The organism is Parapusillimonas granuli, from assembly GCF_013416525.1.
Lineage (GTDB): Bacteria > Pseudomonadota > Gammaproteobacteria > Burkholderiales > Burkholderiaceae_B > Parapusillimonas > Parapusillimonas granuli.
Genome location: NZ_JACCEM010000004.1, coordinates 22,441 through 35,746, shown reverse-complemented (window position 1 = coordinate 35,746; position 13,306 = coordinate 22,441). Strand labels below are relative to the sequence as shown.

11 protein-coding genes and 1 tRNA gene are annotated in these 13,306 nt (G+C 65.9%); 10 read left to right on the top strand and 2 right to left on the bottom strand.

Translation table 11 applies throughout. The features are described 5' to 3' along the window. Positions 1 to 49: 49 nt before the first annotated feature. Positions 50 to 325, bottom strand: a complete 276-nt coding sequence (locus H0A72_RS07785) for a pyrimidine dimer DNA glycosylase/endonuclease V (RefSeq protein WP_180154523.1) — start codon at positions 323 to 325, stop codon at positions 50 to 52. Positions 326 to 462: 137 nt separating this feature from the next. Continuing rightward, a tRNA-Leu gene (locus H0A72_RS07780) sits at positions 463 to 548 on the bottom strand. Between the two features lie 256 nt (positions 549 to 804). Between H0A72_RS07780 and H0A72_RS07775 the strand changes: the two genes are divergently transcribed. The 10 genes from H0A72_RS07775 (at position 805) to mobB (ending at position 13,285) form a co-directional block, all read left to right on the top strand. Next, on the top strand, positions 805 to 2,073 hold the full coding sequence (locus H0A72_RS07775) for an MFS transporter (protein WP_180154522.1): 1,269 nt from the start codon (positions 805 to 807) through the stop codon (positions 2,071 to 2,073). Positions 2,074 to 2,111: 38 nt separating this feature from the next. Next, complete coding sequence (locus H0A72_RS07770; protein WP_180154521.1) at positions 2,112 to 3,500, top strand: NarK family nitrate/nitrite MFS transporter; 1,389 nt, start codon at positions 2,112 to 2,114, stop codon at positions 3,498 to 3,500. Positions 3,501 to 3,647: 147 nt separating this feature from the next. Next, the gene (locus H0A72_RS07765; protein WP_180154520.1) at positions 3,648 to 7,379 is read left to right on the top strand and encodes a nitrate reductase subunit alpha; all 3,732 of its coding nucleotides are present in this window, start codon (positions 3,648 to 3,650) and stop codon (positions 7,377 to 7,379) included. A 12-nt stretch (positions 7,380 to 7,391) separates the two neighbouring features. Then, positions 7,392 to 8,981, top strand: a complete 1,590-nt coding sequence (gene narH / locus H0A72_RS07760; RefSeq protein WP_180154519.1) for a nitrate reductase subunit beta — start codon at positions 7,392 to 7,394, stop codon at positions 8,979 to 8,981. Further along, on the top strand, positions 8,978 to 9,619 hold the full coding sequence (narJ, locus tag H0A72_RS07755) for a nitrate reductase molybdenum cofactor assembly chaperone (protein WP_180154518.1): 642 nt from the start codon (positions 8,978 to 8,980) through the stop codon (positions 9,617 to 9,619). Before narH ends, narJ begins: the two co-directional genes overlap by 4 nt. A gap of 17 nt (positions 9,620 to 9,636) precedes the next feature. After that, positions 9,637 to 10,320 carry a respiratory nitrate reductase subunit gamma gene (narI, locus tag H0A72_RS07750; RefSeq protein ID WP_180154517.1) on the top strand — a complete coding sequence of 228 codons (684 nt, stop codon included), beginning with the start codon at positions 9,637 to 9,639 and terminating at the stop codon, positions 10,318 to 10,320. 33 nt (positions 10,321 to 10,353) lie between these two features. Continuing rightward, positions 10,354 to 11,121, top strand: coding sequence for a peptidylprolyl isomerase (locus H0A72_RS07745; RefSeq protein ID WP_180154516.1), 768 nt, complete (start codon positions 10,354 to 10,356; stop codon positions 11,119 to 11,121). Next, the gene (moaA, locus tag H0A72_RS07740) at positions 11,118 to 12,113 is read left to right on the top strand and encodes a GTP 3',8-cyclase MoaA (RefSeq protein WP_180154515.1); all 996 of its coding nucleotides are present in this window, start codon (positions 11,118 to 11,120) and stop codon (positions 12,111 to 12,113) included. The genes H0A72_RS07745 and moaA overlap by 4 nt, the downstream gene beginning before the upstream one ends. Positions 12,114 to 12,117: 4 nt before the next feature. After that, positions 12,118 to 12,762, top strand: coding sequence for a carbonic anhydrase (locus H0A72_RS07735; protein WP_180154514.1), 645 nt, complete (start codon positions 12,118 to 12,120; stop codon positions 12,760 to 12,762). Between the two features lies 1 nt (position 12,763). Then, entirely contained in the window at positions 12,764 to 13,285 is a 522-nt protein-coding gene (gene mobB / locus H0A72_RS07730; protein WP_180154513.1) for a molybdopterin-guanine dinucleotide biosynthesis protein B, read from the top strand. Positions 13,286 to 13,306: the final 21 nt, after the last annotated feature.

Below are 13,306 nucleotides of genomic sequence, written 5' to 3'. Positions count from 1 at the left end.
GGCTGCGGGCCGGCGGTGGCGGCCTGGCGGCGCCCAGGCGATGACGCCTTTATGAGGCGAGGGCGGTCTTTGCGGTTCTTTCCTGGATGCGCTGCCGGTTGAGCCGCAAGGCTTCCTCGGTGGGGGGCCAGTCGTTCCAGCAGCTGTCGGGTATGCCTGGAAACTGGCTGCGGTCGATGCCGGTGAACGAGGGCTTGTAGCCGCGGCGCTTCATTTCCCGTATCAGTTCGGCGTGCCGTTTGGCCAGGTAGCCGAGGCGGCTGTAGAAGAACAGAAGATGGCCTTTGCCCATGAGGCATTGCGCATGCAATGGGAATGTTCTCATGCGGGCGGCGCGGCGCTGGTGTTTGCCGCGCTGTGCTGCATGACGAGCTCATGCTTGACGTGGGAAAAGACACGGTAGAGAGAACAGGCCCAGGCAATTTCCGGCAGGCCCGGTTTCGTCCAGGCGCTTGATTTTGCTGGTGCACCCAGCCGGAATCGAACCGGCACGATCAAGGATCGAGAGATTTTAAGTCTCTTGCGTCTACCAATTCCGCCATGGGTGCGCGGTGGGACGACGGCCCAGGTAGGTGGCGGAAGCGGTGGGAAAGACAATCACTTCCATGCAATGCCAATGAAATCAACCGATTGACATTTGGACAGGGGTGCATTATGGCATAGTTCCTTCGCACACCGCAACGCGCTTGTTCGAAGCTGACTAGTCACTTCGACATGGTCCGCCTGTTCCGACGGTGAATAGGCAGCGCGCCTTCGCATGCGTACGCTAGCAATCATCGAGCAACTTGTATGCGGAGCGCCAATATGGCCAGTCAATCCCAGTCCAGTACCGCCACGCGCGTGCTGGTGTCGAGTACGTTTGCATTCACCATCTGCTTTGCGGTGTGGATGATTTTTGCCGTTCTGGGCATCCCGATCAAGACGGAGCTTGGGCTGTCGGAGACCGAATTCGGTCTGCTGGCGGCCATGCCCGTGCTGTCGGGGTCGCTGGTGCGGGTGCCCCTGGGCATCTGGACGGACCGCTACGGCGGCCGCATCGTCTTCTTCCTGCTGATGATCTCGGCGGTGATACCGGTGTGGCTGCTGGCCTATGCCACCGAATACTGGCAATTCCTCGTGCTGGGGCTGTTCGTGGGCCTGGCGGGTGGTTCGTTTTCCGTGGGCACGCCCTATGTGGCGCGCTGGTTCCCCCGTGAGCGCCAGGGCCTGGCCATGGGCGTGTTCGGCGCCGGGAATTCCGGCTCGGCCATCACCAAGTTCGTCGCGCCGGCATTGATCGCGGCGGCGGGCGGCGCATGGGCCATCGTTCCCCAGGTGTACGCGGTGGCGCTGCTGGTGACGGCGATCGTGTTCTGGGTCTTTTCCGCCTCCAACCCCGCGCATGCCGTCAAGGGCAGCGTACCCCTGTCGCAGCAGCTGGCCATGCTCAAGGACCCGCGCGTCCTGCGCTACTGCCAGTACTACTCCGTGGTGTTCGGCGGCTACGTGGCGCTGGCGCTGTGGATGACCAAGTACTACATCGGCGAATACGGCTTCAGCATCGAGCTGGCGGCTTTGCTGGCGGCCTGTTTCTCTCTGCCCGGCGGCGTGCTGCGCGCATTGGGCGGCTGGGTGTCCGACCGCTACGGCGCCTATCACACCACCTGGTGGGTCATGTGGGTGTGCTGGGTGGCGTTCTTCATCCTCAGCTATCCGCAGACCAAATTCACCGTGATGGGCGTGGACGGCCCGCTGGACTTCACCATAGGCCTGAATCCCTGGATGTTCACCGCGCTGCTGTTCATCGTGGGCATCGCCACGGCCATAGGCAAGGCGTCGGTGTTCAAGTTCATCTCCGACGAGTTCCCGCAGAACATCGGCGCGGTGTCCGGCATCGTCGGCCTGGCCGGCGGCCTGGGCGGCTTCGTCCTGCCCATCATGTTCGGCGCGCTGCTGGACTTCACCGGCATCCGCTCCAGCGCTTTCATGCTGCTCTACGGCACCGTGTGCGTGTCCCTGATCTCCATGCACTACAGCTTCCGGCGCAACGGCGCCACTTCCACCCCACCCGCCGCCAAAGCGGCCACCGCCTGACGTCCCTACCAACCCCACTCACTTAATCGGTCAAAGCCATGTCATCTTCAGCCCTACTCTTACGCTGGGAGCCGGAAAATCCGGAATTCTGGCAAAACACCGGCCAGCGGGTGGCCTACCGCAACCTCGCGATCTCCATTCCCGCCCTGATGCTGGCATTCAGCGTCTGGATGCTCTGGAGCGTGGTCGTCGTCAATCTCGGGAAAGCCGGCTTCGATCTCTCGAAGAACCAGATGTTCTGGCTGACGGCGCTGCCGGCGCTCTCGGGCGCCACGCTGCGGGTCTTCTATTCCTTCCTCGTGCCGGTCTTCGGCGGGCGGCGCTGGACGGCGATCTCGACCGCCTCGCTGCTGATCCCGGCGGTGGGCATGGGTTTCGCCCTGCGCGATCCCAGCACCAGCTATCCGGTGCTGCTGGCGCTGGCCCTGCTGTGCGGGCTGGGGGGCGGCAATTTCAGCTCCAGCATGTCGAACATCAGCTTTTTCTTCCCCAAGGTGAAGAAGGGGCTGGCCACCGGCCTGAACGCCGGCATCGGCAACCTGGGCGTGTCGCTGGTGCAGTTCGTGGTGCCCATGATCATCGGCGTGGGCATTTTCGGCGCGCTGGGCGGCGGACCCTACATGGCCGAGGGCGTCGCCGACGCACAACCCATCTGGCTGCAGAACGCGGGCTTCATCTGGGTCATTCCCATCATCCTGACGACGCTGGCGGCATGGTTCGGCATGAACGACCTGGCCGACGCCAAGGCGTCCTTCGCCGAGCAGGCGGTGATCTTCAAGCGCAAGCACAACTGGCTGATGTGCTGGCTGTACGTGGGCACCTTCGGTTCCTTCATCGGCTTCTCGGCGGGCTTCGCCATGCTGACCATGACGCTGTTCCCCGACATCGACCCCATGACCTACGCCTTCCTCGGGCCGCTGGTCGGTTCGCTGACGCGGCCGGCGGGCGGCTGGGTGTCCGACAAGCTGGGCGGCGCCCGGGTCACGCTCTGGGTCTTCGTGGGCATGGCCATCACCGTCCTGGTGGTCATGCAGTTCCTGCCCGGGTCCGGCCAGTCCGGCAATTTCATGGGCTTCCTGCTGAGCTTCATCGTGCTGTTCGCGCTGTCCGGCGTGGGCAACGGCTCCACCTTCCGCATGATTCCGGTGATCTTCCTGCACGAGCACACCGAGGCCGCCAAGGGCCGCGGCGAGGCCGCCCAGAAGCAGGCGGTGAGCAATGCGTCCATGGAATCGGCCGCGGTGCTGGGCTTTTCCGGCGCCATCGGGGCCTATGGCGGTTTCTTCATTCCCCGCAGCTTCGGCACTTCGCTGGAACTGACGGGCGACGTGCACGCCGCCCTGTATTTCTTCATCGGGTTCTACATTTCCTGCGTGCTGGTGACCTGGTGGTATTACGCGCGCCGCAACGCCCCGGTCCCTTGCTGAGGCCGGCGCCGGCCGGATGACTAGTCACTCCGGCCGGTTCCGCCTGTGCCACCGGGCAATGGCGCGAAAAGGCCATGCCCTCTACAGTATCCACGATACTCCAGCCATGAATTACACGGGCGATCTGGCGCCCTCACGGAGAAAAGAATGAGTCATTTTCTGGACAGGCTGAAATTCATGTCCAAAGTGCGGGACACCTTCTCGAACGGACATGGGCAGACCGTCGTCGAAGACCGCCGGTGGGAAGACGCCTACCGCTCCCGCTGGCAGCACGACAAGATCGTGCGCTCCACGCACGGGGTCAACTGTACGGGTTCGTGCTCCTGGAAGATCTACGTCAAGAACGGCCTGATCACCTGGGAAACCCAGCAGACCGACTACCCCCGCACCCGTCCCGACCTGCCCAACCACGAACCGCGGGGCTGTCCGCGGGGCGCTTCGTACAGCTGGTACGTGTATTCGGCCCAGCGCATCAAATACCCCATGATCCGCGGCCGCCTGATGGAAATGTGGCGCGAGGCCCGCAAGACCATGGACCCGATCGCCGCGTGGGAATCGATCAGCCAGAACCCCGAAAAGGCCAAGCGCTACAAGTCCGTGCGCGGGCTGGGCGGCTTCGTGCGCGCCGACTGGGATACCGCCACCGAGATCATCGCCGCGGCCAACGCCTACACCATCGACCGCTACGGGCCCGACCGGGTGATCGGCTTCTCGCCGATTCCCGCCATGTCCATGGTCAGCTATGCCGCCGGCGCGCGCTACCTGAGCCTGCTGGGCGGGGCCTGTCTGAGCTTCTATGACTGGTATTGCGACCTTCCTCCGGCCAGCCCGCAGATCTGGGGCGAGCAGACCGACGTTCCCGAATCGGCCGACTGGTACAACTCCACCTACCTGATGGTCTGGGGCTCCAACGTGCCGCAGACTCGCACGCCGGACGCCCACTTCTACACCGAGGTGCGCTACAAGGGCACCAAGACCGTGGCCGTGTCCAGCGACTACGGCGAAATGGTCAAGTTCGGCGACATCTGGCTGGCGCCCAAGCAGGGAACCGACGCCGCGCTGGCCATGGCCATGGGCCACGTGATCCTGAAGGAATTCCACCTGGAGAACCCTTCGGCCTATTTCACCGACTACGTCAAGCGCTATACCGACATGCCCATGCTGGTCATGCTGGAAGAACGCGACGGCTGCCACGTGCCGGGCCAGTTCCTGCGCGCCTCGCACCTGGACGGCGCGCTGGGGGAACGGAACAACCCGGAATGGAAGACCCTGCTGATCGACGGCGCCACCAATGAAGTCGTGGTGCCCAACGGCACCATAGGCTTCCGCTGGGGCGAAGGCAAGGTCGACGGCGGCGCCAAGGTGGGCCGCTGGAACCTCGAGTCGCGCGATGGCGGCAGCGGCCGCGAGATCGACCCCGTCCTTACCCTGAAAGACCGCGACGGCGTGGTCTGCCCGGTGGGCTTCGCATATTTCGGCGGCGAGGGCGACGACCTGCAGGTGCGCAACGTGCCGGCCATGCGCATGCGCCTGGCCGACGGCCGCGAGGTGCTGGTCGCCACCGTGTACGACCTGCAAATGGCCAACTACGGCATCGACCGCGGCCTGGGCGGCGGCAACGTGGCAAGCGACTATGCCCAGGACGTCCCCTACACTCCCGCCTGGCAGGAAAAGCATACCGGCGTGCCGCCCCACCTGGTGATCCAGGTCGCGCGGGAATTCGCGCAGAACGCGCACGACACCGAGGGCAAGTCCATGGTGATCGTCGGCGCGGCGCTGAACCACTGGTACCACATGGACATGACCTACCGCGGCATCATCAACATGCTGATGATGTGCGGCTGCGTCGGCAAGAGCGGCGGCGGCTGGGCCCACTACGTGGGCCAGGAAAAACTGCGCCCGCAGTTCGGCTGGGCGCCGCTGGCCTTCGCGCTCGACTGGTCGCGCCCGCCGCGCCAGATGAACGGCACGTCCTTCTTCTACGCGCACACCAGCCAGTGGCGCCACGAGAAGCTGCACGTCAACGAGGTCCTCGGCCCGACCGCCGACCCCGCGCGCTACGAGGGCATGAGCATGATAGACCTCAACGCCAAGGCCGAGCGCATGGGCTGGCTGCCGTCCGCCCCGCAATTGCGCACCAACCCGCTGAACGTGGTGGCGGAAGCCGAGGCCAAGGGGCAGGACCCCGTCGCCTACGCGGCAGAACAGCTCAGCAGCGGCGCCCTGCGCATGAGCTGCGAAGACCCGGACGACCCGGCCAACTTCCCGCGCAACATGTTCGTGTGGCGCTCCAACATCCTGGGTTCCAGCGGCAAGGGCCACGAGTACTTCCTGAAGTACCTGCTGGGCACGCAGAACGCGGTCTTCGGCGACGAGGCCGACGCCATCAAGCCGGGCGAGGTCGAATACCGCGCGCAGGCCGCCGAGGGCAAGCTGGACCTCCTGACCGTGCTGGATTTCCGCATGAGCACCACCTGCCTGTACGGCGACATCGTGCTGCCCACGGCCACCTGGTACGAGAAGGACGACCTGAACACCTCGGACATGCACCCCTTCATCCACCCGCTGTCCGAAGCCGTGCAGCCGCTGTGGGAAAGCAAGACCGACTGGGAAATCTACAAGCTGATCGCCAAGCGCTTCAGCGAGATCGGCGGCCCCTTCCTGGGCACCCGCAAGGACATCGTGCTCACTCCGCTGCTGCACGACACCCCGGGAGAACTGGGCCAGGCGTTCGAGCCGCGCGACTGGAAGTACGGCGAATGCGACCTGGTGCCCGGCAAGACCGCGCCCAACATGACGGTGGTCGAGCGCAACTACAACGACATCTACCGCAAGTTCACCTCGGTCGGTCCGCTGCTGGACAAGCTCGGCAACGGCGGCAAGGGCATCAACTGGAACACCGAGCATGAAGTGAAGGAGCTGGGCCAGCTGAACGAAGTGGTGAGCGAGCCCGGCGTCAGCCAGGGCCGGCCACGCCTGGATACCGCCATCGACGCGGCCGAAATGATCCTGACCTTCGCGCCCGAAACCAACGGCCACGTGTCGGTCAAGGCCTGGGACGCGCTCGGCCGCGTCACGGGGCGCGACCACACCCACCTGGCGGTGGGCCGCGAGCACGACAAGATCCGCTTCCGCGACGTCCAGGCGCAGCCGCGCAAGATCATTTCGGCGCCCACCTGGTCGGGCCTCGAAAGCGAAGAGGTCAGCTACAACGCCGGCTACACCAACGTGCACGAGCTGATCCCATGGCGCACCCTGACCGGCCGCCAGCAGTTCTACCAGGATCACCGCTGGATGCTGGACTTCGGCGAAGGCTTCTGCGTCTACAAGCCGGCGATCGACACCAAGACCGTCAAGCCCATGCTGGGCAAGCATTCCAACGGCGAGCACGAGCTGGTGCTGAACTGGATCACGCCGCACCAGAAGTGGGGTATCCACAGTACCTATTCGGACAACCTGCGCATGCTCACGCTCAGCCGCGGCGGTCCGCACATCTGGGTCTCCGAGATCGAGGCGGCGCAGGCCGGGCTGGTGGACAACGACTGGGTCGAAGTGTTCAACGTCAACGGCACGCTCACGGCGCGCGTCGTGGTCAGCCAGCGCGTGCCGGTGGGCATGTGCCTGATGTACCACGCACAGGAAAAGATCGTGAATGTACCGGGGGCGCAGCTCAGCGGCCAGCGCGGCGGCATTCACAATTCCGTGACCCGCGCGGTGCTCAAGCCCACCCACATGATCGGCGGCTACGCCCAGCTTGCCTGGGGCTTCAACTACTACGGCACCGTCGGCAGCAATCGCGACGAGTTCGTGGTGGTCCGCAAGATGAGCAAGGTCGACTGGCTGGAAGGTCCGTTGGTCGAAGAAGCACACTCCAAATAAGAAGGTTCTGCAATGAAAATTCGCGCGCAAATCGGCATGGTGCTGAATCTGGACAAGTGCATCGGCTGTCACACCTGTTCCGTCACCTGCAAAAACGTCTGGACCAGCCGTGATGGCGTTGAGTATGCATGGTTCAACAACGTGGAAACGAAGCCAGGCGTCGGGTATCCCAAGGAATGGGAGAACCAGAAGAAATGGAAGGGCGGCTGGGTCCGCGACGGATCCGGCAAGCTGGTGCCGCGCCAGGGCGGCAAGCTGCGCATCCTGGCCAACCTGTTCGCCAATCCCAACCTGCCGCAGATCGACGACTACTACGAGCCGTTCACCTACGACTACGAGCACCTGCGCCTGGCGCCGCTGTCGCAAACGCCGCCGACGGCACGGCCGGTGTCCGTGCTGACCGGCAAGAAGATGGAAAAGATCGAATGGGGTCCCAACTGGGAGGACGACCTGGGCGGGGAATTCAGCGCGCGCAGCCGCGACGCGCTCTTCGAAGGCGTGCAGAAGGAAATGTACTCCACCTTCGAAAACACCTTCATGATGTATCTGCCCCGCCTGTGTGAGCACTGCCTGAACCCGGCCTGCGTGGCCAGCTGCCCCTCGGGCTCGATCTACAAGCGCGAGGACGACGGCATCGTGCTGGTGGACCAGGACAAGTGCCGCGGCTGGCGCATGTGCATCTCGGGCTGTCCCTACAAGAAGATCTACTACAACTGGAGCAGCGGCAAGGCCGAGAAGTGCACCTTCTGCTACCCGCGCATCGAAAGCGGGCAGCCGACGGTGTGCTCGGAAACCTGTGTGGGCCGCATCCGCTACCTGGGCGTGCTGCTGTACGACGCCGACAGGATCGCGGAAGCCGCCTCGGTCGCCGACGAACAGGACCTCTATCAGTCCCAGCTCGACCTGTTCCTCGATCCGAACGATCCAGCCGTGATCGCCGAAGCGCGCCGCCAGGGCATTCCCGAAGGCTGGCTGGAGTCGGCGCGCCAATCGCCGGTCTACAAGATGGCCTGCGAATGGAAGGTCGCCTTCCCGCTGCATCCGGAATACCGCACCCTGCCCATGGTCTGGTACATTCCGCCGCTGTCGCCCATCCAGTCGGCGGCGGAAACCGGCCGCATGCCGCACCGGACGGTGGGCGAAAGCGCCATGATCCCCGACGTGGCCAGCCTGCGCATTCCGGTGCGCTACCTGGCGAATCTGCTGACCGCCGGCAAGGAAGCGCCGATTCTGCACGCGCTGGAACGCCTGCTGGCCATGCGGGCCTACAAGCGCCACGAAACGGTGCACGGCCAGCGCGACCTGGCGCTGCTGAAGGACGTGGGGCTGGATGAAGCCACGGTGCAGGACATGTATCGCATCATGGCCATCGCCGACTACGAAGACCGCTTCGTCATTCCCACCAGCCACAAGGAACAGGTCGAGGACGCCTTCAACGAGAAAGGCAGCTGCGGCTTCACCTTCGGCAACGGCTGTTCCGGCGGCGCCTCCGAGGGCTCGCTGTTCGGCAGCAAGCCGCGGGGCAGCGCCATCTTCGAGGAGATGCCGCTGTCGCGCAAGCGGCCCACGGTGCGCCCGCGCAGCGAGGAGGGCGTGGCATGATGATCCATCGCATTCTGTCCGCTCTGCTGAGCTACCCGCAGGACGACTTGCTGCAGGCGCTGCCCGAGATCGACGGCGCGCTGGATTCCTTCCCCGCTGAAAAGCGGGAGCTCCGGGCGCTGCTGGCCTTCCTGGGCGAGCACACGCTGATCGAGCTGCAGGAAAACTACGTCGCCACCTTCGACCGCAATCCCTCGCACTCGCTGCATTTGTTCGAGCACGTGCACGGTGAAAGCCGCGACCGGGGCCAGGCCATGGTGGACCTGCTGCAGACCTACCGGGCGCGGGGCTTCGAGCCCGCCGCGTCCGAGCTGCCCGACCACGTTCCGCTGTTCCTCGAATTCCTCAGCGTGCTGGACGCGGCGGAAGCGCAGACGCTGCTGGACGACGCCATCCACGTGCTGGCGGCCATAGGCGGGCGGCTGGCGCGCAACGGCAGCCCCTACGCCGCGGTGTTCACCGTGCTGCGCGGGCTGAGCACCGTCACGCCGGTCGAGCGCCAGGCGCCCCCCGTGCGCGACATGGACGAGGCCATGGAAACCTTCGGCCCCGGCGCGGACGGCGTCGAGCCGCTGCTGCGCCCCCGTCACGCCGATTTCCAGCCGCTGCGGTTCCACCCCCGCGGCGCGTCACGCTGAGCTTTGGAGACACCATCATGAGCGGCATCAATCAATTCCTGTTTGGCATTTATCCCTACATCGCCCTGACCATATTCCTGGGCGGCAGCCTGCTGCGCTTCGAGCGCGAGCAATACACCTGGAAGTCGGACAGCTCGCAGCTGCTGTATGCGGGCCGGCTGCGCCTGGGCAACATCCTGTTCCACGTGGGCATACTGGGCCTCTTCTTCGGCCATTTCGTCGGCCTGCTCACGCCCACGGTGGTGTGGGACGCGCTGGGCGTGTCGCACAGCCTCAAGCAACTGGTGGCCATGGTCGCCGGCGGCATCATGGGCGCGATCTGTCTGCTGGGCCTGCTGCTGTTGCTGCACCGCCGGCTGACCGATCCCCGCATCGCCGCCGTCACCCGCAAGGGCGACAAGCTGCTGCTGGCCTGGCTGCTGATCACGCTGCTCCTGGGCCTGTCCACCATCTGGGAGTCCGCCGGCCACTCCGACGGCGAGCTGATGGTCGCGCTGATGCACTGGGCTCAGCACGTGGTCACCTTCCGGGGCGATGCGGCGCAGTTCGTGGCCGATGCGCCCTGGCTGTTCAAGGCGCACCTGTTCATGGGCATGACGCTGTTCGTGATCTTCCCCTTCACCCGCCTGGTGCACGTCTGGAGCGGCTTCGCGTCCGTGACTTACCTGGGCCGCGCATGGCAGCTGGTTCGTCCGCGCTGAGCGGCGTCCCGCCACTTTTTTCAGGAGAACGACATGCCCATCACCGTCAACGGCGTGGAACTGTGCGACGACGAGATCGAGCAAGAGCTTCCCATGCACCAGGACGGCGACCAGCCGCTGCACCGGGCGGTGGTGACTCGCATCCTGCGGCGCGTGCTGCTGGACGAGGCGCAGCGCCTGGGGATGGACGTCAGCGACGAAGAGCTGGCCATATCGCGGCTGTTGCAGGAACACGCCGGCAGCCCCGAACCCGATGACGCCGCCTGCCGCCGCTTCTACGACGCCAACCCGGTGCGCTTCACGGTGGGCGCCTGCGTCGAGGCCGACCACATCCTGTTCCAGGTCACCCCGAGCGTCAACCTAGAGGCCCTGCGCCTGCAGGCCGAAGACGTATTGGCGCGGGCCCTGCAAGAGCCCGAGCGCTTCGCCGAATTCGCGCGCGCCTATTCCAACTGCCCGTCGGCGGCCGTGGGCGGCAGCCTGGGCCAGCTGAGCCGGGGCGAGACCGTGCCCGAGTTCGAGCGCGTGGTTTTTTCCGTTCCCGCCGGCACGGTCCACCCCAAGCTGGTGCACAGCCGCCACGGCCTGCACATCGTGCGCGTGGCGCGCAGCGAGCCGGGGCGCCTGCAGCCCTACGAGGCGGTGGCCGGCGACATCGCCCAGGTGCTGGGCGCCATGGCGCGCGACCACGCCTGGCGGCAATATGCCAAGGTGCTGGTGGCGCGGGCGCAGATCGACGGCGTGGACCTGGGCGACGATGCCGAGGCCGATCGCCTGATGGGCGTGGCGCAAGGCCTATGAATACGGAACGCCCCCCGCGGCTGGTCGATCGCTTCGGCCGCCGCATCGATTACTTGCGCGTTTCGGTCACCGACCGCTGCGACCTGCGCTGCCAATACTGCATGCCCAAGGATTTCAAGGGCTTCGAGGAACCGTCGAACTGGCTGACCCACGACGAAATGGCGCGCCTGATCGGCCTGTTCGCCGGCCTGGGCGTCGGCAAGGTGCGCCTGACCGGCGGCGAACCCTTGATGCGCCGCGGCGTGGCGGAACTGGCGGCGCGCATCAGCGCCATGCCGCAGGTGCGCGATTTGTCGTTGTCCACCAACGGCACCACGCTGGCGCGCCATGCCGCCGCGCTGAAGGCGGCGGGGGTGGGGCGCTTGAACGTCAGCCTCGACTCGCTGGATGCCGCGCGGGTCCGGGAAATCACCGGCCGCGATTGCCTGCAGGACGTGCTCGCGGGCCTGGCCGCGGCGCGGCGCGCGGGGTTCGCGCCCATCAAGCTCAATTGCGTGGTGCACGCCCAGACCCCGGAGGCGGAGCTGGCCCGGCTGCTGGGCTATACGCTGGCCAGCGGCTTCATCCTGCGCCTGATCGAAACCATGCCCATGGGCAGCAGCGGGCAGCAGTTCCAGCCCGCCAACCTGACCCTCATGGGCGCGCGCCTGGCCGAGCGCTTCGGGCTGGTGCCCGCGCTCGACACCAGCGACAGCGGTCCCGCGCGCTACTGGACGGCGGGCGACGACCTGCACGCGCTGGGCGTGATCACGCCCATGTCGCGCCATTTCTGCGCGACCTGCAACCGCGTGCGCCTCAGCGTGGACGGCACGCTGTATCTGTGCCTGGGCCAGGAAAACCAGGTGCCCCTGGGCCGCTTGATGCGCCAGGGCGCCGACGACGACGAACTGATCGGCCACATTCTGGCCGGCATCGCGGCCAAGCCCGAACGCCACGAATTCGACACCGCTCCGCGGCGCATCGTCCGCTTCATGTCCCAGACCGGGGGCTGATTCCTTGAAGAAAATCGAGAACTTCATCGACGGTTTCGCACGCTTCCAGCAGCACTACTTCGAGAAGCACCCGGAGCTGTACCGCGGGCTGTGCCAGGGCCAGCGCCCCAGCACCCTGCTGATCGGCTGCTGCGATTCACGGGTGGATCCGGCCATGCTGCTCGGCTGCGACCCGGGCGACATCTTCACCATACGCAACATGGCCAACCTGGTGCCGCCGCCCGACCGCGACAACGGACCGCAAGGCGTGCTGGCGGCCATCCAGTTCGCGGTCGAGGACCTGCAGGTCGAGCGCATCATCGTGCTCGGGCATTCGCAATGCGGCGGCATCCGCGCCCTGATGCAGGGCCGGGCGGCGAGCGACAAGCCCGTGGATTTCGTGCGCGACTGGATGGGCGTCGCCGAATCGGCCCGCGAATGCGTGCTGCGCCAGCTTCCGGACGCCTCCGAAGAAGAGCACCACCGCGCCTGCGAGCAGGCCTCCATCCTGATTTCCCTGCAGAACCTGCAGCGCATGGACGGCGTGCGACGAAGAATGGAAGAAGGGTCGCTGAGCCTGCACGGCTGGTATTTCGACCTGGCGTCGGGCAACCTGCTGGCCTATTCGCCCCGCGCCGACGCCTTCCTGCCGATTTTCTGCACCACTTGACATGACAAGAATACTGGGATTCGCCGGCCATTCCGGCAGCGGCAAGACGGCCCTGATCGAGGCCCTTCTGCCCTTGCTGGCGGAGCGGGGGCTGCGGGTGAACGTCATCAAGCACAGCCATCATGACGTCCCGCTGGAGCCGGCCGGCAAGGACAGCGCCCGCTTCCGCGCCGCCGGCGCCCAAGAGGTCGTGATCGCCTCGCCCTACCGCTACGCCATCATGCACGAACTGCGCGGCCGGCCGCAGCCGGACCTGCGCGAGCAGGTCGCCCGGCTGGCGCCGGCCGACCTGACCCTGGTGGAAGGCTACAAGCGCGAGCCCATCGCGCGGATCGAGGTCTACCGCCCGGCGCTGGGGCGGCCGCCGCTGCATGCGCAGTATCCGGGCGACTTCATCGCCGTGGCGACCGACGCGCGCCTGGAGGTCACGCTGCCCTGCCTGCCGTTGAACGAGCCCGAGCGGGTGGCCGATTTCGTCTGCCGCCACCTGGGCCTGGAGCAGCTGGCCGGGGAAGAACGGTGAAAATCGCGGAAGCCGTTCGCC